Raw genomic sequence first — 19,782 nt, 5'->3', positions numbered from 1 at the left:
GTTTGGCTATATATGCTAAGGTTAATAAAACAAATTCTGGTGATATTCTTTATGAATGATCACCAGAATTTGTTTTGTTCAGGATTATATTCAAATCCTACCGCTTTCAGTTTGTTTACGATTTCTTCTTTGTTGACCTGCATGTCTTGGCAAAGTGCATCCAGTGAAGGATAGAAATCACGCAATTTCATGTTGATGAAGCTAAACAGCATCATCGGGTCTTTAGGTAATTCCATATGTTTATTCCTTTTTTATTTGCGGGTGCAAAATTACATTATTTTGCGTTTCATTGTTCCGGTTATTAGCAAGATATAACATTGTTCGGTAACTTTTGCATTATTGCTGGCTTTCAATAGGAAATAATTGTAAAATAAATACTAAAGTTTTCTGTGTTACTCCCCTCAACTCGGGAAAAAACATTACCTTTGCACTCTCAATAATGATCATTATATAGACTCAAAAAGTATTTGTAAAACATGATGGAGCTTGATTTACTCACAGCTATATCACCTATTGACGGTCGATACAGAAGCAAAGCCGGTGCTCTGGCTGCTTATTTTTCAGAGTTTGCACTGATGAAATATCGTGTGCGGGTTGAAATTGAATATTTTATCACTTTGTGTGAATTGCCGTTGCCGCAGCTGAAAAGTTTCGATTCGGCGCGTTTTGAATCACTGCGTGATATTTACCGTAACTTCTCGGAAACAGACGCTCAGCGCATCAAGGAAATTGAAAGTGTTACAAACCATGATGTAAAGGCTGTTGAGTATTTCATCAAGGAACAGTTTGATAAACTGGGAGGACTGGAACATTATAAAGAATTTATTCATTTTGGTCTGACTTCACAGGATATCAATAATACTTCTGTGCCTTTGTCTATCAAGGATGCGTTGAATGATGTATATTATCCGCAGATTCAGAAACTGATAGATCAGTTGACAACGTATGCAGAAGAATGGAAAGATATTCCGATGCTGGCAAAAACACATGGTCAGCCAGCTTCTCCGACTCGTCTGGGAAAGGAAATAATGGTCTTTGCATATCGTCTGAATCGCCAGTTGGCTGCTCTGAAAGCATGTCCTATTACTGCAAAATTCGGTGGCGCTACAGGTAATTATAATGCTCATCATGTAGCATATCCGGAGTTTGACTGGAAGGCTTTTGGTAATAAGTTTGTTGCCGAGAAGCTTGGACTGGAACGTGAAGAATATACTACTCAGATTTCCAATTATGATAATCTTGGAGCAATATTCGACGCTATGAAGCGTATCAATACGATTATGATTGATATGAACCGTGATTTCTGGCAGTATATCTCTATGGAATACTTCAAGCAGAAAATCAAAGCTGGTGAAGTTGGTTCGAGTGCAATGCCTCATAAGGTGAATCCTATCGATTTTGAAAATGCGGAAGGTAATCTGGGTATGGCAAATGCTGTATTGGAACATTTATCATCGAAACTTCCTGTATCGCGTTTGCAGCGTGACCTGACCGACTCTACGGTTTTGCGTAATATCGGTGTTCCGTTCGGACATACAATCATTGCAATCCAGAGTTCATTGAAAGGACTTGGTAAATTGCTGTTGAATGAACATAAGATTTATGAGGATCTGGATAATTGTTGGAGTGTAGTGGCTGAGGCAATTCAGACTATTCTTCGCCGTGAGGCATATCCGCATCCATATGAAGCATTGAAAGCATTGACTCGTACTAATCAAGCTATCAATGAGGCATCTATTAAAGACTTTATTGAGACACTGAATGTCAGTGAAGATATTAAGAAGGAATTGCGCGCGATAACTCCGCACAATTATACTGGAATGTAAAATCTATAAAAAAAGTTTAGCCCGAGAAGGGTGTAATTATTAATCTATAAATAGAAAACAACAATTATGGCAGAAAGAGAAAACAGACAGGAGAGTGAAAACACTCAGTCTGGCCGCGATGGTTACAAGTCTTACAACAGAGAAGGTTATAACAGATACAACCGTAATGAGGGAGGTAACAGTTATGGACGTCGTCCGCGTTTTACTCCGAATAATGAAGGAGGCGAACGTTCTCAGCGTTCTTACAACTCTCGTTATAATAATAACAATGGAGAAGGCGGAGAACAGCGCCCGTATCGTCCGCGTTTTAATAACGGCGGTCAGCAGGGCGAAGGTGGTTATCGTCAGCAACGTTCTTATGGTAGTCGTCCGTCGTACGATAACAATAATGGTGAACGTTCTTCGTATAATTCAAACTTTAATAATAATGCTCGTCCTCATCGTCCGTATAATTCTCGTTATAACAATAATAATGGAGAAGGCGGAGAACAGCGTCCGTATCGTCCGCGTTTTAACGGTGGTCAGCAAGGTGAAGGTGGCTATCGTCCGCAACGTCCTCGTTTCAATAATGGCGGTCAGCAGGGTGGCTACAATCGTCAGCAAGGTGGTGGCTATCGTCCTCGTACGGCCGATTATAATCCGAATGCTAAGTATAGCATGAAGAAACAAATCGAATATAAGGATATATTGACAGATCCGGATGAGCCGATTCGTTTGAACAAGTTCTTGGCAAATGCAGGAATCTGTTCACGTCGTGAGGCTGATGAGTTTATTACTGCCGGAGTTGTTTCGGTAAATGGGGTAGTGGTTACTGAATTGGGTACTAAAGTTAAACGTTCTGACGAAATTAAGTTCCATGACCAGCCTGTTAATATTGAACGTAAGGTATATGTATTGCTGAATAAGCCCAAAGATTGTGTTACGACTTCTGATGATCCTCAGGAACGTAAGACTGTTATGGATTTTGTAAAAGGTGCTTGTAAAGAGCGTATTTATCCGGTAGGACGTTTGGACCGTAATACTACAGGTGTATTGCTTTTGACAAACGATGGTGATTTGGCTTCAAAACTTACTCATCCGAAGTATCTGAAGAAGAAAATCTATCATGTTTATTGTGATAAAAACGTAACTAAGGCAGATTTGGATCAGATAGTTGCAGGTATTACGTTGGATGATGGAGAAATCCACGCAGATGCTGTTAGCTATGCTTCGGATACAGATAAGTCGCAGGTAGGCATTGAAATCCATTCAGGAAAGAATCGTATTGTCCGTCGTATTTTTGAATCGTTGGGTTATCGTGTAATCAAGCTGGATCGTGTATATTTCGCTGGACTTACTAAGAAAGGTTTGCGTCGTGGTGACTGGCGTTATCTGACTGAACAGGAAGTAAACATGCTCCGTATGGGATCTTTTGAATAATTAGTTAATGAAATAATAACATGGAAACAATTCGTAGAACAAAAATTGTTGACCTCTTGAAGTGCCGTGATTTCGGAACAATGGTCAATGTGAAAGGGTGGGTACGTACTCGCCGTGGTAGCAAACAGGTAAACTTCATTGCCTTGAATGATGGTTCTACTATAAATAATGTGCAGGTAGTTGTTGATTTGGCAAACTTCGACGAAGAAATGCTGAAGTTGATTACTACCGGAGCATGTATCAGTGTGAATGGCGAACTGGTTGAATCAGTAGGATCAGGACAGGCAGCGGAAATCCAGGCTCGTGAAATTGAGGTTTTGGGTACTTGCGATAATACATATCCTTTGCAGAAAAAGGGACATTCTATGGAGTTCTTACGTGAAATTGCTCACTTGCGTCCGCGTACGAATACATTTGGAGCTGTGTTCCGTATTCGTCATAATATGGCTATCGCTATTCACAAGTTCTTCCATGAACGTGGGTTCTTCTATTTTCATACACCGCTTATTACAGCTTCCGATTGTGAAGGTGCCGGTCAAATGTTTCAGGTTACTACCATGAATCTGTATGATTTGAAGAAGGATGAGAATGGGTCGATTATCTATGATAACGATTTCTTCGGCAAACAGACCAGTTTGACCGTGTCGGGTCAGTTGGAAGGTGAGCTGGCAGCTACGGCTTTAGGTGCTATTTATACATTTGGTCCGACATTCCGTGCTGAAAATTCAAATACTCCACGCCACTTAGCTGAGTTCTGGATGATTGAACCAGAAGTAGCCTTCAATGATATCAACGATAATATGGACTTGGCAGAAGAGTTCATTAAATATTGTGTTCAGTGGGCTCTTGATAACTGCTACGATGATGTGAAATTCCTGAACGATATGTTCGATAAGGGATTGATCGAACGTCTGCAGGGAGTTCTGAAAGAAGAGTTTGTACGTTTGCCCTATACGGAAGGTATCAAGATTTTGGAAGATGCCGTTGCCAAAGGTCATAAGTTTGAATTCCCTGTTTATTGGGGTGTAGACTTGGCTTCTGAACACGAACGTTATCTGGTGGAAGATCACTTTAAACGTCCTGTTATCTTGACCGATTATCCGAAAGAAATTAAGGCATTCTATATGAAACAGAATGAAGATGGTAAGACTGTTCGTGCAATGGATGTACTCTTCCCGAAGATTGGTGAAATTATCGGTGGCTCTGAGCGTGAAGCAGATTATGATAAATTGCTTGCTCGTATCAAGGAATTGAATATTCCTATGAAGGATATGTGGTGGTATCTTGATACACGTAAGTACGGTTCATGTCCTCATTCTGGCTTCGGTCTGGGATTCGAACGTTTGTTGCTGTTCGTTACGGGTATGGCAAACATTCGTGATGTTATTCCTTTCCCGCGTACGCCGCGTAATGCTGAATTCTAAATCGATACCTATTGTCTATATTGAGGCGAATCTCCAACTGGGGATTCGCTTTTTTATTTTATAATATATAATAAGGAGGGTGCATAGGTTCTTTCTGTTTCGTCTTGAATATCTTTAAAAAAGGTAAAATAAAAAATGAGTATGGGAACTTTTTATAAGATATATTTTATATATTTGTATATCAACTCATTTCTCGTTTAACCTTTTAAATTTATTTGTTATGAAAACACGTTCTTTGTTTCTTTGGTTAGTGTGCCTCTTTTTAGGTGCGACGAATATGTTGGCTCAGGATATTCAGGAAAAAATTCCAACTACATTGAATGGGGTATGGCAAATGTGTTTCTATCGTTCCAGTTCTCCTAATGTTGTAGGTGAGTTGAAAACGAGTAATTCTCTCAAGATTCTTTCAGATGATGGCCGTTTTACTAATCTGGTAATGATGCAGAATGGGGCTATTATTATTGGATATGGAACTTATAAGCAGAATGCTGAGAATGTATATACCGAATATGTGGAAAAGAATTTGCATTTACCGCAGCTGAACGGGGATAAAAATGAAATGCATTTTGAATTGAAGGAAAATGGCAATCTGATGTTTGTAAAATATTATCTGACGGTTGACCGTGATGGTAATAAGATTGATTCTTGGTGTCACGAAATTTGGAAGCGTGTAGTAATGCCTTCTACTTATCCGGAAAATATTGTTCGCTAATTAGCCCTGAGTCAGAGGCTTGGCTGTAGAAAAAAATACTTAAAATCTTTGTCAGTTCGGATAAAAGCAGTAATTTTGCAAGCCGATTATTATCAAATAGTGATAAAAGTTTAATTCTGAATGCTTTAATCCTCTTTGTCCGGGAGGAATAAAGTGTGACGGATTTGTTTTTTAGTAGTTAACATTTTAAAAAAGATTTAAGAGTGGATACTTTAAGTTACAAGACCATTTCTGCAAACAAAGAAACTGCGGCTAAAGAATGGGTCGTAGTTGATGCTACCGATCAGGTGGTAGGTCGCCTCGGTGCTAAAGTTGCAAAGTTGTTGAGAGGTAAGTATAAACCAAACTTTACCCCTCATGTAGACTGCGGTGATAACGTTATTATCATCAATGCAGACAAAGTGAAATTTACAGGAAACAAGTGGAATGATAAAATCTACTTGAGCTACACCGGTTATCCGGGCGGTCAGCGCGAAATCACTCCGGCTCGCTTGATGGCAAAACCGAATGGCGCTGAAAAATTGATGAAGAGAGTAGTAAAAGGTATGCTTCCGAAAAATCGTCTGGGAGCTAAGTTGCTGGGCAACCTTTATGTATATGAAGGTGCTGAACACAAACATGAAGCTCAGACTCCGAAAGTAATTGATATTAACACACTTAAATAATAAAGAATGGAAGTAGTAAATGCATTAGGCAGACGTAAAAGCGCAGTTGCTCGCGTTTTCGTAAGCGAAGGTACAGGAAAGATTACTATTAACAAGAGAGACCTTGCACAGTACTTTCCATCAACTATTCTGCAGTATGTAGTAAAACAGCCTTTGAATAAGCTGGAAGTAGCTGAAAAATATGATATTAAAGTTAACTTGTGCGGTGGTGGATTTACTGGTCAGTCACAGGCTTTGCGTCTGGCTATCGCTCGTGCACTGGTTAAAATCAACCCTGAAGATAAGAAGACTCTTCGTGCAGAAGGCTTCATGACTCGTGATCCTCGTTCTGTTGAACGTAAAAAACCGGGTCGTCCGAAAGCACGTCGTAGATTCCAGTTCAGTAAACGTTAAGAGTTGGTGGAATGTTGGAACGGACAAGTTGCTTATTTTTTTTTCAACTTTCACTTTTCAACTCTCAACTAAGAAAGCGTTTAGTATCTAAACCGTCGGGATTTTCCCTACAAGCGTTTGCGGAGAAACTACCCGGCAGTTGGTTCAATTAAACAAAAAAGAAAGTAAACGATTAAAAGATTAAAAACAATGTCAAGAGTAAATTTTGATACTTTATTGGAGGCTGGTTGCCACTTCGGACACCTTAAGAGAAAGTGGAACCCTGCTATGGCTCCTTATATTTTCATGGAACGCAACGGAATCCATATCATCGACCTGAACAAAACCGTTGCTAAAGTTGATGAAGCTGCTGAAGCTTTGAAGCAGATTGCAAAATCAGGAAAGAAAGTCCTGTTCGTTGCTACTAAAAAACAAGCAAAACAGGTTGTAGCTGAGAAAGCTGCTTCTGTAAACATGCCTTATGTAATCGAGCGTTGGCCGGGTGGTATGTTGACTAACTTCCCGACTATCCGTAAGGCTGTGAAGAAAATGGCTACTATCGATAAGTTGACTAACGATGGTACTTATTCAAACTTGTCAAAGAGAGAAATTCTTCAGATTTCTCGTCAGCGTGCTAAATTGGAAAAGAACTTGGGTTCTATCGCTGATTTGACTCGTCTGCCGTCTGCTTTGTTCGTTGTAGACGTATTGAAAGAAAATATCGCAGTTCGCGAAGCTAATCGTTTGGGTATTCCTGTATTTGCGATCGTTGATACAAACTCAGATCCTACAAACGTAGATTTCGTAATTCCTGCTAATGATGACGCTACTAAGTCTGTAGAAGTTATCTTGGATGCTTGCTGCGCTGCAATGGCAGAAGGTTTGGAAGAAAGAAAAGCTGAAAAAGTAGACATGGAAGCTGCTGGAGAAAATGCTCCGAAAGCTGCAAAGAAGAAAACTACTAAAGCTCGTATGGATAAGGCAGAAGAAGAAGCTATTAATGCTGCAAAGGCTGCCGCTTTCATGGGTAAAGACGAAGAAGCTTAATATACTTTAGAGTGAGAGTTGAGAGTTGAAAGTTGAGAGTTACTATATAAAGGCAATTCTCAACTCTCTGTTCTCAGCTCTCATTTGCTTTAATATAGATTTATTTATTAACTCAATAAAAAGAAATTACTATGGCTGTAAGTATGGCTGATATTACCAAACTCCGTAAAATGACCGGAGCTGGTATGATGGATTGTAAAAACGCTTTGACAGAATCTGAAGGCGATTTCGACAAGGCAGTAGAAATTATCCGTAAGAAGGGACAAGCTGTTGCTGCAAAACGTTCTGATCGTGAAACTTCAGAAGGTTGTGTTTTGGCAAAATCAACTGGCGACTATGCTGCTATGATCGCTTTGAAGTGTGAAACAGACTTCGTTGCTAAAAATGCAGATTTCGTTGCTTTGACTCAGGCTATCCTGGATGCTGCTATCGCTAACAAATGTCAGACTTTGGATGAAGTAAAAGCTCTTCCGATGGGTAGCGGTACAATTGCTGATGCTATCGTTGAACGTAGCGGTATCACTGGTGAAAAGACTGAATTGGATGGCTACTTCTTTGTTTCTGGTGCTTGCACTGCTGTTTACAACCACATGAACAAGAATCAGCTTTGTACAATCGTTGCTTTCAATAAAGTTTGTGACGAAAAGATTGCTCACGAAATCTGTATGCAGATTGCAGCAATGAACCCGATTGCAATCGACGAAGCAGGTGTTCCTGAAGCTGTAAAACAGGAAGAAATCAATGTTGCTATTGAAAAGACTAAGGCAGAACAGGTACAGAAAGCTGTAGAAGCTGCTTTGAAGAAAGCTGGTATCAATCCTGCTCATGTAGATAGCGAAGAGCATATGGAAAGCAATATGGCTAAGGGATGGATTACAGCTGAAGACGTTGCTAAGGCTAAAGAAATTAAAGAAACTGTAGCTGCTGAAAAGGCTGCTAACTTGCCTCAGGCTATGATTGAAAATATTGCTAAGGGTCGTCTGGGCAAATTCTTGAAAGAAGTTTGTCTGTTGAACCAGGAAAGCATTATGGAACCGAAGAAGACTGTAGCTGAAGTATTGAAAGCTGCTGATGCTGAATTGGTTATTACAGATTTCAAACGTTTCACTTTGCGTGCTGAATAATTTTCTCCTTTGTAGAAATTTATTTAAAAATAAATTAAAAGGTCAGTCTAACTCCAATGGGGCGGCTGGCCTTTTTTATTTGCTGATTTTTCATATTATTACTTACGTTGTGTAGTGGAAGATTCTATTTTACTTATTTATTTAGGAAGGAGATTAGAAAAAAAATGGAATGAAATGAGTTTAGTAGAGAACTAATTTTATTGAATGATCTGTTAAAATAAAATTTCCCCTTTTATGGCTATCACATTCTTCACACGGGGTAGTCATAAAAGGGGCTTATTTTTTACTGGTGATTTTCAAGGAGAAAAATTCTGAAGGCCGCTGTCTTGAAGAAAAAACATCGGGATGTTTTTTGAAAATTTGTACAAAAAATTAGAAGATTTGTACAAAAACTTTAGAAGTCTTGCAGACGGTTAGAGAAAAACCTCCTACTTTCTTGCTTATAATCTCAGCTGATATTGTTTGTTGGGCGTGTACCTGAATATTATTTAGTCTGTGTATAACCTTCCGCTTTCAGCAAATCGATAATACGCTGACGGAATTCTCCTTGTATCAAGATATCTCCCTCTTTTACCGATCCGCCTACACCACATTTAGTCTTTAGCAGCTTACCCAGCTCTTTCAAGTCTTCTTCGCTGCCAGCAAAGCCGGTTATTACAGTAAGGGTCTTTCCGCCACGTCCTTTTTTTTCTATTGATACACGAAGTTTCTGCTGCTTTTTGTCCAGCGTTTCTATTTCTTCCTCTTCTCCGTTGTCGTACTTAAAGTCCGGATTGGTGGAATATACAATGTTCAGTCGGTCTTTCCAATCATTATTTTTCATGTGAATTAATTTTAATCCGACTCAAAGATAGGTACATTTTTCTATATTCTGTGTGCGTTTCCGAATAAATACCTTAATTTTGCACAAGGCATAACTTTACAGAAGCGCAAAAAATGGCAATACGTACTCGTAAAAATACGGATAAAATACCGGAGCCTACCTTACGTAGACTGCCGTGGTATCTTTCGAATGCAAAGCTGATGAAAGAGAAAGGGGAGAAATATGTTTCTTCCACGCAGATTTCCAAGCAAATCAATATAGACGCTTCGCAAATAGCCAAGGATCTTTCGTATGTAGATATTGCCGGACGCACTCGTGTAGGCTATGACATTGACCTGCTGATTGAGGTACTTGAGGATTTTTTAGGATTTACCAATATGCACAGAGCGTATCTTTTCGGGGTTGGTAGCCTGGGGGGGGCGTTACTGCGCGACTCAGGTCTTTCGCATTTCGGGCTTCAGATTGTAGGAGCCTTCGATATTAATCCGGAACTGGTAGGAACAAAAATCAACGGTATTCCCATTTATCATTCCGATGACTTTGAGCAGCGCATGAAACAAGATGGGGTAAATATCGGTGTGCTGACCGTTCCCATTACCATTGCCCAGGAGATTTCCGATAAGATGATTGCAGGAGGCATCAAGGCTATCTGGAACTTTACTCCTTTCCGTATTCGGGTTCCTGAAAATATTGTAGTACAGAATACATCACTTTATGCTCATCTGGCAGTGATGTTCAATCGTTTGAATGAAACAATAAAGAAATAATTCTCCATGAAAATTATAGCTATCGGCATGAACTATCCGTTGCATTGCAAGGAATTGCATGCAGACGAACCATTGCCACAAGAACCGGTCATCTTCATGAAGCCGGACTCTGCCTTGCTGAAGGACAGCAAGCCGTTTTTTATTCCTGACTTCTGCCAGCAGGTAGACTATGAAACCGAACTGGTAGTACGCATTAACCGTTTGGGAAAGAATATTTCCGAGCGTTTTGCACACCGTTATTATGATGCCGTTACGGTAGGTATCGACTTTACCGCACGCGATTTGCAGCGTAAGTTCCGTGCCGAAGGTAAACCTTGGGAACTGTGTAAGGGATTTGATAATTCGGCGGCCATAGGCGACTGGGTACCTGTGGAGAAATTTGCCGACATTCAGCATATTAATTTCCATCTGGATATTGACGGAAAGACTGCGCAGCAGGGAAATACACAGGATATGCTGTTCCGGGTAGATCAGATTATCGCATACGTCAGCCAGTTCTGTACATTGAAAATTGGCGATATGCTGTTTACGGGAACGCCGGTTGGCGTAGGTCCGGTGCATATAGACAATCACCTGGAAGGTTATTTGGAAAACGAAAAAGTTCTTGATTTTTACGTACGATGAAAATACGTGTAGGATTTGGTTTCGATGTCCATCGGCTGGTCGTTGGGCGTGAGCTTTGGCTGGGAGGTATCAAGCTGGAGCACGAATTGGGATTATTGGGTCATTCGGATGCCGATGTATTGATTCATGCTATTTGTGATGCATTGCTGGGAGCCGCCAACATGCGCGATATCGGCTATCATTTTCCCGATAATGCCGGTGAGTTTAAAGATATTGACAGCAAGATTCTGCTGGCACGTACAGTCGATTTGATCACTACGAAAGGTTATCGGGTAGGTAATATCGATGCGACGGTCTGTGCCGAACGTCCGAAGCTGAAAGCTCGTATACCTGAAATGCAGGAAGTGCTGGCTCATGTCATGAATATAGATCCGGAGGATGTGTCCATAAAGGCGACTACGACCGAAAAGTTAGGCTTTACCGGTCGTGAGGAAGGCATTTCGGCGTATGCTACTGTACTGATAGAACGCGATTAGTCGGCTGGAGGATAGGGAGGAAGCATCCGCTTCTTTCCTAAAAAATAAGGTGAGATGTGCAGGCGGTCGAGTACATAAGTTACGCCAAAGCACCCCGATATAACAAAAATCACAGAAACAATCGTAAAGCAAATACCTGTTGCATCGAAAGCAAAAAGCGGCAGGTAGGCTTTCGATAAAATGGTAAATACGGGCGAAAATAGAAGAATCACCAGTGTATTACTACCGATATAACGAAGAAGTGTTTTTACTTTTTCCGGCAAATAGGTGTAAGTTGCAAGCAACAGGCTGATTACCAAATAGGTTATGGCTACACCTGCCAGTGTGCCACGGTTCAGGTTCTCCGGAAAACAGCATAAGATGACGAGGGGGACTACCGACAGAAAGCTGGGCTGAAATACACGGATAATGGGAAGGCCACTTTGCCGGATAGCCACTCCTGCCAGGAAGTAAATGGCATTGGCAAATGTCAGCAATCGTACTTCGGAAAGAATATACAGGAATATTCCCAAGATGATGAAACGGATTATGCCTTTCCACTTATCCGTCACCTTATAGATCAGGAAATAACTGGCATTGCAGAGTATCAGCGTATGCAGATACCAGTAGGGGCCCATGGGAGCAATGATAGCTTTATGCAGCAGAAGTCCGGCAGAGAGTTCGGTCACTTTCTCCCGTACGGGGAGAACTGCCGACATGACCACGTAGCCTGCTTCCATGATGACATACGGAATGAATATCCAGAGCAGACTCCTACCGACAGCCTTTGTTTCCTTGTTTATATTGTTCAGATATCCCGATATGATGAGAAATGCCGACATGTGGAAGGTATAAACCACTTGTTTGGCATATGGGTACGAATCGCCGATGTATACCAGATGAAAGATAATCATCAGAATGATGAATATGCTTTTTAAAAAATCGAGTTCCTTGATTCTGCCGTTCATAGAAGTGAGAATTGATAATGATCAGGCGTTGAGCAACAGGCCGGCAGTAAGTAGTATGCCGAACAGCAACATGTTTCTTGAAGTTTCTCCCAAAATGACGTTGAGTTCCTTTCCTCGGTTGATGCGTGCCATTTTCACGGTGGTAAAAATATGGAGCAACAAATAAATCTGTGGCAGGATAGCTGCCCATAGTCTGCCCTCGCTTACAAAATAAAAACAACTCCAGCATGCAGCCAGTCCCAGCAGAAAATATAGAATCAGTCCGGCACGGGCTCCCAGTCGTACAACGATTGTTTTCTTTCCGCTGATAGCATCCTGCTCCCTGTCGCGGAAATTGTTGACCATCAGCAACGTATCTATCACAAATCCACAGGCAAGCGAAGCCATGGTAACAGAAGTATTCCAGCTGTGTGCCATGATATAGAAAGTACATCCTACGGGAACAAATCCGAAAAATACTAAAACCAGTACGTCCCCCCAGCCATGGTAGGCAAGCGGATAAGGACCGGCGGTATATAAGAAGGCAAAAATAATGCAGGCAATGCCTACCGGAATCATTTCCCAGCCACCGTACCAGAGCAGGCAGAGCCCGTCCAATGCAGCCAGTAAAGTCGTTATGGCTATTCCTTTCTTCATACCCGACGAAGAAATCCAACCTTGTGCGCAGGCACGTTCCGGTCCGAGTCTGTCTTCTCGGTCAGTACCTTTCAGATAATCATACAAGTCATTGATAAAGTTTGCATCTATCTGCATCAGAAAAGCGAATAAGAAGCATAATATAGCCGGAATAAGCTGAAAATGTCCGTACATTGAAGCCAGTGCACACCCCAGCATGACTGGGATGGAAGCTGCTGTCAGGGTCTTGGGACGGCTGGCCAGCAACCAGGCTTTTGCAGAATTTTGTTTTACCATAAATCCAATTTATTTTATGGTGCAAAGTTAGAAAATTCTGCCGACACTTTGCTTGGCTGGTAGAAAAGTGTTATTTTCGTTTAAGGATTTAGTTATATACCATGAAAAAGATTATTTATCTTGTTTTTTTTGCAGCCATGATTTTACTCTCTTCGTGTGCCACGGCTTCTCTGTCGAAATATCATGGAATAGGACGTGTAAAGAAATATGACATATATAGCACACAGCTTCCTGATTCTTTTGACGGATTTCGGATAGCTTTTGCTTCCGACTTTCATTATGAAAGCCGCTTTGGAAAGAAAAGACTTTCTGGTTTGTTGAAAGCCTTGCAGGCTACCGATGCCGATCTTTTGCTGTTAGGAGGAGATTACCGGGGAAGGAATGGAGGAAATTTGTCTGAACTTTTTGATGTGCTTCAGCAGTTTCACGCACCTTATGGTGCCTATGGGGTAATGGGTAACCATGAGAATAATGCCAATTATGAAATTGTCAGGCAAGAAATGCAACGGACAGGAATTCACTTGCTCGAGCATCAAGTAGATACGATATGGAAGGGAAACCAGTATATTTTACTTTGTGGAATTCGCAATCCGTTTGATTTGACAAAAAACGGAGTTTCGCCTACCTTGTTTCTCCGTCCGGAAGATTATGTCATTATGCTGACACACACGCCTGATTATGTTGAAGATGTGGATGTAAGTAATACCGATCTGGCGCTGGCAGGGCATACTCATGGAGGTCAGGTCAGTTTGTTTCATAAATATGCTTTTGCACATTTCTCAAAATACGGTAATCGTTTCCTTACTGGCCTGAAATATAATAGCAAGGGAATTCCCGTGATAATCAGCAATGGGATAGGTACGTCGCGCAAAGATATTCGCTTGTTTACCCCCAGCGAAATAGTCCAGATTGTTCTTCACAAGGGCCGCTGAACTGTTAAAAACCAATTTTTACCACTAAAAAACCATTTTTTATCAATTATATCAGTCGTATCTTTCCTAATTTTGAAATGTTGTAATTCTTATGAGAACTATTAACCTTATTTATTATCTAAACTAAAAACACGTATGAACAGACTACTGCTTTTGAAAAGGGTATATTCTACATTTTTATTGAGTATGCTCTGTGTACTTGCATTTGCACAAGGAAAACAGATAACTGGTATTATTAAGGATAGTGCCGGTGAGCCTATGATTGGTGTAAATGTATTGGTGAAAGGTACTACTAATGGTACTATTACAGATTTCGATGGTAAGTTTAGCATTCAGGATGTAAAAGATTCGGATGTACTTACTATTACCTATGTAGGTTATGTACCACAGTCTATTTCGGTTGGAAGTAAATCTTCTTTCAACATTATCTTAAAAGAAGATACAGAAGCACTGGATGAAGTTGTTGTTATTGGTTATGGAACTGTAAAGAAACGTGACTTGACAGGTTCTGTTGCATCAGTGAATAATGAAACATTGACAGCAAACCCTGTTTCGGATGTATCTCAGGCTTTGCAAGGTAAATTGGCCGGTGTGTCAGTTGTTTCTCAGGATGGTCGTCCGGGTGCAGAGGTTTCCATTCGAGTTCGCGGTGGAGGTTCTATTACACAGAGCAACGATCCGTTGTTTATCGTTGATGGGTTTCCGGTAAGTTCTATTTCTGATATTCCTGCAGACCAGATTGAAACAATTGATGTATTGAAAGATGCATCGTCTACTGCTATTTATGGTGCACGTGGTGCAAATGGTGTTATTTTGGTTACTACAAAGGGAGCAAAGACAGATAAGCTGTCTGTTACTTATAATGGATATATACAGACCAAAGCTGCTGCCAAGACCTTGGATCCGCTCAGTGCTCAGGATTATGTAAAATATCAGTGGGGTTATGCAGATGCCTTGGAAAAGACAGGTGGTGCTGTTAGCGCTGATGGCGTAGCCAAATATTTTGGATTAGGTGCTGCTTATGGAAATCATTTTGCTGATTATGCGAACGTGGGCGTACACGACTGGACTGACGATATGCTGCGTAATGCCATTGCTCATACACACAACCTTTCAATTTCAGGTGGTAGCGAAAAAACAAAATTTGTATTGAATGTCAACTATCTGAATGATGAAGGTATCAAGATTAATTCTGGTTATAATCGTTTCAACACATCATTGAAGTTGAATCAGGAACTGTTGAAAAACTTGAAGTTGGATGTTGATGTTCGTTATTCTGAAGATCAGACTACTGGAAAAGAATCTTCAACAAACGGTAAAGGTTCTTTATTGTCAGGTGCATACAGCTGGCGTCCTATCGATAATCCTTTGGGAGATCCTGAAGCATTTGGTGGATTTGGTTTAGGTGCTGATAATGTAGATGCTTCTTACGGAAGTCCGGTTGACTGGACAAACGATGTTCAGAATATTGCGAGAAAACAAAGAATCAGAGGTATTGCTGCTTTGTCTTGGGATATTATTGAAGGTTTGACTTTACGTGCTGAAGTTGGTGCCGGTCGTAACTGGGGTGAAACTAAGTATTATGAAAACGGTCTGACTCAAGGTCATAAAGTGGCTAAGCTGACTCGCAGCGAAGGCTATAATTTACGTAACGTAAATACGTTGAATTATCAGGTTCAGGGCTTGGGTGACAAACATAGCTTGTCATTCCTGTTAGGTCAGGAAACCATTGTTTCTAAATCGAACTCAACAGAGATTGAAGGTCACGGATATCCCGAAGGATTCGATTTTGATCAGGCTTTCGGTATGATTGACCAAACAGACAAGACTTTGGCAAAGGATAAATTCAGTAACTCAATTGGTACTCCCGACAAGACAGTTTCATTCTTTGCACGTGCTAATTATTCATTGTTGGATCGTTATCTGTTTACTGTTACATTCCGTGCCGATGGTTCTTCTAAATTTGCTCCTAACCACCGTTGGGGATATTTCCCGGCAGGTGCATTTGCTTGGCGTCTTTCTGATGAATCATTCATGGAAGGTACTCGTAGCTGGCTGGATAATTTGAAGCTTCGTTTGTCTTATGGTATGGCAGGTGCTGATAATATTGATGCCAGTCTTTGGAGAGAAACATGGGAATCTACTACTGTGACATTCAACGGGCAGACTTATTCAGGCTACAAACCCAGTGGTATGCTTTCTAACCCTGATCTGAAATGGGAAACAACTATTTCAAGAAATATCGGTTTGGATTTCGGTTTCTTCGGCAACCGTCTTTCTGGTACCATTGATGCTTACTGGAATACAACGAAAGACTTGTTGATGTGTATTCCTATTGATGAAACAACCGGTTATTCATATCAATATCAGAATATCGGACAGACTTCGAATAAAGGTTTTGAAATTGCTTTGAACTATGATATCGTCCGTACCAAAGACTTTACATTAGGTATTTCTGCAACTTATAACTATAACCATAACAACATCGATGAACTGGCTGATAATATCATTGCACAATATGGTTCTCAGTGGGCTTCCAGTGCTACAACTCCGACTTACGACTATGAGTTCCGTGAAGGAAAACCTGTTGGCTTGATTCGTGGTTACATCTGCGACGGTTTCTATACAACAGCCGATTTTAATTACGATCCGGCAACCCAGATGTATACGTTGAAACCAGGTGTAGCCGACTTGGGTAATCAGGTTGGTAACTATCCTAACCACTATAATTTGCCGGAAGGTCAGAAAGCATTCCCGGGAGCAGTTAAACTGCGTGACTTGGATGGTAATGGTGTAGCAGATACAGAAGATGTTGCTGATTTAGGTGAAATAACTCATCCTCATACCGGTGGTTTCAATTTGAACATGACATGGAAGGATATCGACTTCAGTGCAGGATTTGCATGGGCTGCAGGTGGTCATGTATACAATGTTAACTCTTTGATTAATATGTATGGTAACAAGGATACAGGTGCAGGCGCCAATAAACTGGAATTCATCAATGACTGCTACCAGATTTATGATATCCAGAATGGAGAACTGGTTCCTGTTGTAGAACCGGCTGCATTGGATGCATTGAATGCTGGTGCTAAATACGGTGTCCCTTATATGGAAAATGGTACTGTTTTGTCAACCTTCGTAGAAAATGCTTCATTCTTGCGATTGAATACATTAACTCTTGGTTATACCTTCCCGAAAGAATGGACAAAGAAGATTGGTATGCAACGTGCACGTATTTATGCAACTGCTGGTAATTTGTTTACTATTACAGGTTATTCTGGTATTGATCCTGAAGTTAATGCTGATCCGGATAAGAGTACAACTGCTGCCAACACAGGAAACTATCCGTTGTTGGGTATGGACTATGGTACTTATCCTCGTGCAAGAACATTAACATTTGGTGTAAACATTACATTCTAATTAAATAATCTGTTAACTAATCAATGAAAAGACAATGAAAAAGTTATTATATACATATTTAGGTGTTGGACTTTTAATGCTCAATATAACTTCGTGTGAAGATTTTCTGGATACGTCTTCACCATCTGAAGCTACTCCGGAATTTGTGTTTGGAGACGTTTCAACGGCTCGCGGTGCCTTAATGGAAGCTTATGAAAAGTGGCGTGCAAAAGCCTATGTTCATGCCAATGGCTTGTTTTACGATTTGGTAGTTTGCGGATCGGATTCAGAACGGCATCCCGAAGGTTACGATGCACAGGCACGTCATATCCCGGAAAATTTGTATTATGGAGGTACATCCAACTTTGATATTAACTCGGCTGGAAATAATGGCGTAAATGCATGGCCGGCTTTATATAGCATCATTGCTACATGTAATACGCTTTGTAATGCTATTGAGGAAACTGATACCTATAAGGCTATTGAAGCAGGAACAGGCTCGGTAACAGAAATGACAGACTTGTACGGACAGGCCGTGGCTTTGCGTGCTACTGCTTATAATGAATTACTCCGTTTTTGGGGAGATGTTCCTCATAATCTGGTACCTGGTGTAGTTGCGGAAGGTCTGACTCCACGTGATCAGATTTATGAATACCATATCAACAAATTGATACAAGTTGAACCTTACATGTATTATCTGGGCGAAAATGTTGGCGCAGATGCAAGTATGATGACGCGTAATTATGTGGATGCATTAATCGGTCGTATGTGTCTGTATGCAGGAGGTTATTCTACTCGTCGTACTGATTTGGGAACAGATTTCTATAAAGATCTGGATGGAAATGTGCTGAGCTTTGAAAAGTTGAATACAGTAGATGCAAACAATGCATTTTACGGTAGACGTACAGATTATAAGAAGTTCTATGAAATAGCCGAAACGTATTTGCAGAACTGTGTTGATAATCCAGGTACAGCAGCATTATGTACAGTCGATCCTCGTGCAAAAGGTTCTGATGGTCAGTCGTTTGGAAATCCTTATCAGTACGTGTTCCAGCAGAATGAGAATTTAGTACTCTCTTCTGAAAGTATTTATGAAATTCCTGAAACCAGAGGAGTTCAGACAGAGCGTCCTTATGCTTTCGGCCGTCCAAGTTCGGCTGGTAGCTCGAACAACTATCCGTGTAAGAATTATGGTCAGAGCCGTTTCCATCCTACTTACTACTATGGTGATTTCGATCCGAATGACATGCGGCGTGATGTTACTTGTACGGTTACAGGTAGCGATGGAAAGAATGGAGTAGAAAAGCTTTTACCATTTATTCCGGGATCACAGGCTAATGGTGGTGGTATTGCCAATAACAAATGGGATGAAAACCGTCAGCCGGAGCCACGTTGGGAAAAACAGCGTCAATCAGGTATCAATAATCCATTTGTACGTATGTCGGATGTTATCTTGATGTTGGCAGAGGTAAAAGCCGAACTGGGTGATGAAATGACTGCTAAGCAGTACTTGTCGGAAGTTCATAACCGTGCGTTTGCGACTCCGGAACTTGCTAATCTTGATGGTTTCATTTCTAAATGGGGTGGTATCAAAGAAGCTATTCAGCAGGAGCGTAAACTGGAGTTTGGTGGTGAAGGTCTTCGCCGTTACGATTTGATCCGTACTGGTAAGTTGCCGGAAGCTATCAAGAAACTGAAAGCTGATTTGGCTGCGATGATTAACGGATTAAAGACTAAAGGCTATTATACATTCGAAAATGGCAATACGATTTCACTGTATGTATGGACTAAGAGCGTAGATGCTAAAGCACAGTATGGTTACCGCTTGACTACTCAATGTACCGATGAAACAGATCCGGTAATGTATCCGGGATGGCGTGGTGTATTTGATGACTGGGAAGGATATACCGGCAAATCAATTTATTCGGCAAATCCGGGTACAAATTTGGCAATTCAAGGTCTGTTTAAACACATTGAACCGGGCAGTGCCGAAGCTAAGGCTTTGGAAGCTGATGGCTATACAATGGTAAACTGGGGTAAGGATATTCTTGATTACGAGTCTGATTATTCTGATTATGTATTCCGTGGATTTGTAGACGGAGAGGCTCCTATTTATTTCGTACCGTTCCATAGCTCTATTTTGGAAACATCATTGGGTAAAATAACCAATGGTTATGGATTCAAGAATAATTGATCGAGGTGATGTAGATTGATAAATCTTTAGATCAGCATAAAGGATGTGTCTGGCGAAAGCTAAGACACATCCTTTTTTGCATGTAAACAAAGTAAATGGGATTTCTTAGTGTGTTTGCA

General features: G+C 40.8%; 18 protein-coding genes. 14 read left to right on the top strand and 4 right to left on the bottom strand.

The window, feature by feature from the left end; genetic code table 11:
* Window positions 1-59: 59 nt before the first annotated feature.
* A complete protein-coding gene (locus tag ACZM60_RS02410) occupies window positions 60-236 on the bottom strand; it encodes a DUF4250 domain-containing protein (RefSeq protein WP_021970845.1) in 177 nt (58 codons plus the stop codon).
* 243 nt (window positions 237-479) lie between these two features.
* Here ACZM60_RS02410 and purB point away from each other — a divergent pair, with 243 nt between their 5' ends.
* From purB to tsf, 8 genes are all read left to right on the top strand, one after another.
* A complete protein-coding gene (gene purB / locus ACZM60_RS02405) occupies window positions 480-1,826 on the top strand; it encodes an adenylosuccinate lyase (protein ID WP_489520726.1) in 1,347 nt (448 codons plus the stop codon).
* Between the two features lie 63 nt (window positions 1,827-1,889).
* A complete protein-coding gene (locus ACZM60_RS02400; protein ID WP_489520725.1) occupies window positions 1,890-3,245 on the top strand; it encodes a pseudouridine synthase in 1,356 nt (451 codons plus the stop codon).
* A gap of 20 nt (window positions 3,246-3,265) precedes the next feature.
* Window positions 3,266-4,669: an asparagine--tRNA ligase gene (gene asnS, locus ACZM60_RS02395; protein ID WP_489520708.1), complete on the top strand. Its 1,404-nt coding sequence runs from the start codon at window positions 3,266-3,268 to the stop codon at window positions 4,667-4,669.
* 220 nt (window positions 4,670-4,889) lie between these two features.
* Window positions 4,890-5,381 carry a DUF4488 domain-containing protein gene (locus ACZM60_RS02390; protein ID WP_021971067.1) on the top strand — a complete coding sequence of 164 codons (492 nt, stop codon included), beginning with the start codon at window positions 4,890-4,892 and terminating at the stop codon, window positions 5,379-5,381.
* Between the two features lie 203 nt (window positions 5,382-5,584).
* Window positions 5,585-6,046: a 50S ribosomal protein L13 gene (rplM, locus tag ACZM60_RS02385; protein ID WP_021971068.1), complete on the top strand. Its 462-nt coding sequence runs from the start codon at window positions 5,585-5,587 to the stop codon at window positions 6,044-6,046.
* Between the two features lie 6 nt (window positions 6,047-6,052).
* Complete coding sequence (rpsI, locus tag ACZM60_RS02380; protein WP_007569886.1) at window positions 6,053-6,439, top strand: 30S ribosomal protein S9; 387 nt, start codon at window positions 6,053-6,055, stop codon at window positions 6,437-6,439.
* 189 nt (window positions 6,440-6,628) lie between these two features.
* Window positions 6,629-7,465 carry a 30S ribosomal protein S2 gene (rpsB, locus tag ACZM60_RS02375; protein ID WP_489520707.1) on the top strand — a complete coding sequence of 279 codons (837 nt, stop codon included), beginning with the start codon at window positions 6,629-6,631 and terminating at the stop codon, window positions 7,463-7,465.
* Window positions 7,466-7,596: 131 nt separating this feature from the next.
* The gene (gene tsf, locus ACZM60_RS02370) at window positions 7,597-8,589 is read left to right on the top strand and encodes a translation elongation factor Ts (RefSeq protein WP_021969988.1); all 993 of its coding nucleotides are present in this window, start codon (window positions 7,597-7,599) and stop codon (window positions 8,587-8,589) included.
* A gap of 484 nt (window positions 8,590-9,073) precedes the next feature.
* On the opposite strand, the gene ACZM60_RS02365 is transcribed toward tsf, so the two are convergent.
* Complete coding sequence (locus tag ACZM60_RS02365) at window positions 9,074-9,412, bottom strand: translation initiation factor (RefSeq protein ID WP_489520706.1); 339 nt, start codon at window positions 9,410-9,412, stop codon at window positions 9,074-9,076.
* Between the two features lie 113 nt (window positions 9,413-9,525).
* Between ACZM60_RS02365 and ACZM60_RS02360 the strand changes: the two genes are divergently transcribed.
* Genes ACZM60_RS02360 through ispF form a run of 3 tightly spaced genes read left to right on the top strand, consistent with a single transcriptional unit; the run spans window position 9,526 to window position 11,279 of the window.
* On the top strand, window positions 9,526-10,179 hold the full coding sequence (locus ACZM60_RS02360; RefSeq protein ID WP_021969990.1) for a redox-sensing transcriptional repressor Rex: 654 nt from the start codon (window positions 9,526-9,528) through the stop codon (window positions 10,177-10,179).
* Between the two features lie 6 nt (window positions 10,180-10,185).
* A complete protein-coding gene (locus ACZM60_RS02355) occupies window positions 10,186-10,803 on the top strand; it encodes a fumarylacetoacetate hydrolase family protein (RefSeq protein WP_489520705.1) in 618 nt (205 codons plus the stop codon).
* The gene (gene ispF / locus ACZM60_RS02350; protein WP_489520704.1) at window positions 10,800-11,279 is read left to right on the top strand and encodes a 2-C-methyl-D-erythritol 2,4-cyclodiphosphate synthase; all 480 of its coding nucleotides are present in this window, start codon (window positions 10,800-10,802) and stop codon (window positions 11,277-11,279) included. Before ACZM60_RS02355 ends, ispF begins: the two co-directional genes overlap by 4 nt.
* Here ispF and ACZM60_RS02345 read toward each other — a convergent pair.
* Together ACZM60_RS02345 and ACZM60_RS02340 are read right to left on the bottom strand one after the other, a co-directional pair.
* Window positions 11,276-12,226 (bottom strand): acyltransferase family protein, encoded by a 951-nt coding sequence (locus ACZM60_RS02345; protein ID WP_489520703.1) that lies wholly within the window; start codon window positions 12,224-12,226, stop codon window positions 11,276-11,278. The genes ispF and ACZM60_RS02345 overlap by 4 nt on opposite strands.
* A 21-nt stretch (window positions 12,227-12,247) precedes the next feature.
* Window positions 12,248-13,138: a 1,4-dihydroxy-2-naphthoate polyprenyltransferase gene (locus ACZM60_RS02340; protein ID WP_489520702.1), complete on the bottom strand. Its 891-nt coding sequence runs from the start codon at window positions 13,136-13,138 to the stop codon at window positions 12,248-12,250.
* Between the two features lie 101 nt (window positions 13,139-13,239).
* Between ACZM60_RS02340 and ACZM60_RS02335 the strand changes: the two genes are divergently transcribed.
* The 3 genes from ACZM60_RS02335 to ACZM60_RS02325 all read left to right on the top strand — a co-directional run bounded on the left by ACZM60_RS02335 (window position 13,240) and on the right by ACZM60_RS02325 (window position 19,663).
* Complete coding sequence (locus tag ACZM60_RS02335; protein WP_489520701.1) at window positions 13,240-14,070, top strand: metallophosphoesterase; 831 nt, start codon at window positions 13,240-13,242, stop codon at window positions 14,068-14,070.
* 135 nt (window positions 14,071-14,205) lie between these two features.
* Window positions 14,206-17,490, top strand: a complete 3,285-nt coding sequence (locus ACZM60_RS02330) for a SusC/RagA family TonB-linked outer membrane protein (protein WP_489520700.1) — start codon at window positions 14,206-14,208, stop codon at window positions 17,488-17,490.
* A 34-nt stretch (window positions 17,491-17,524) separates the two neighbouring features.
* On the top strand, window positions 17,525-19,663 hold the full coding sequence (locus ACZM60_RS02325) for a RagB/SusD family nutrient uptake outer membrane protein (RefSeq protein WP_489520699.1): 2,139 nt from the start codon (window positions 17,525-17,527) through the stop codon (window positions 19,661-19,663).
* The last annotated feature ends 119 nt before the right edge of the window (window positions 19,664-19,782 follow it).

The organism is Phocaeicola sp. (assembly GCF_057861905.1).
The sequence above is the reverse complement of the archived record's forward strand: the minus strand, read 5'-3'. Positions and strand labels throughout refer to the sequence as shown.

What these genes read in the sequence shown, in the direction of transcription:
- ACZM60_RS02345 (WP_489520703.1), bottom strand. Translation starts at nt 12,226, where the DNA reads ATGAACGGCAGAATCAAGGAACTCGATTTTTTAAAAAGCATATTCATC.
- ACZM60_RS02360 (WP_021969990.1), top strand. Translation starts at nt 9,526, where the DNA reads ATGGCAATACGTACTCGTAAAAATACGGATAAAATACCGGAGCCTACC.
- ACZM60_RS02390 (WP_021971067.1), top strand. Translation starts at nt 4,890, where the DNA reads ATGAAAACACGTTCTTTGTTTCTTTGGTTAGTGTGCCTCTTTTTAGGT.
- rpsB (WP_489520707.1), top strand. Translation starts at nt 6,629, where the DNA reads ATGTCAAGAGTAAATTTTGATACTTTATTGGAGGCTGGTTGCCACTTC.
- asnS (WP_489520708.1), top strand. Translation starts at nt 3,266, where the DNA reads ATGGAAACAATTCGTAGAACAAAAATTGTTGACCTCTTGAAGTGCCGT.
- tsf (WP_021969988.1), top strand. Translation starts at nt 7,597, where the DNA reads ATGGCTGTAAGTATGGCTGATATTACCAAACTCCGTAAAATGACCGGA.
- ACZM60_RS02355 (WP_489520705.1), top strand. Translation starts at nt 10,186, where the DNA reads ATGAAAATTATAGCTATCGGCATGAACTATCCGTTGCATTGCAAGGAA.
- purB (WP_489520726.1), top strand. Translation starts at nt 480, where the DNA reads ATGGAGCTTGATTTACTCACAGCTATATCACCTATTGACGGTCGATAC.
- ACZM60_RS02365 (WP_489520706.1), bottom strand. Translation starts at nt 9,412, where the DNA reads ATGAAAAATAATGATTGGAAAGACCGACTGAACATTGTATATTCCACC.
- rpsI (WP_007569886.1), top strand. Translation starts at nt 6,053, where the DNA reads ATGGAAGTAGTAAATGCATTAGGCAGACGTAAAAGCGCAGTTGCTCGC.
- ispF (WP_489520704.1), top strand. Translation starts at nt 10,800, where the DNA reads ATGAAAATACGTGTAGGATTTGGTTTCGATGTCCATCGGCTGGTCGTT.
- ACZM60_RS02335 (WP_489520701.1), top strand. Translation starts at nt 13,240, where the DNA reads ATGAAAAAGATTATTTATCTTGTTTTTTTTGCAGCCATGATTTTACTC.
- ACZM60_RS02325 (WP_489520699.1), top strand. Translation starts at nt 17,525, where the DNA reads ATGAAAAAGTTATTATATACATATTTAGGTGTTGGACTTTTAATGCTC.
- ACZM60_RS02330 (WP_489520700.1), top strand. Translation starts at nt 14,206, where the DNA reads ATGAACAGACTACTGCTTTTGAAAAGGGTATATTCTACATTTTTATTG.
- ACZM60_RS02340 (WP_489520702.1), bottom strand. Translation starts at nt 13,138, where the DNA reads ATGGTAAAACAAAATTCTGCAAAAGCCTGGTTGCTGGCCAGCCGTCCC.
- ACZM60_RS02410 (WP_021970845.1), bottom strand. Translation starts at nt 236, where the DNA reads ATGGAATTACCTAAAGACCCGATGATGCTGTTTAGCTTCATCAACATG.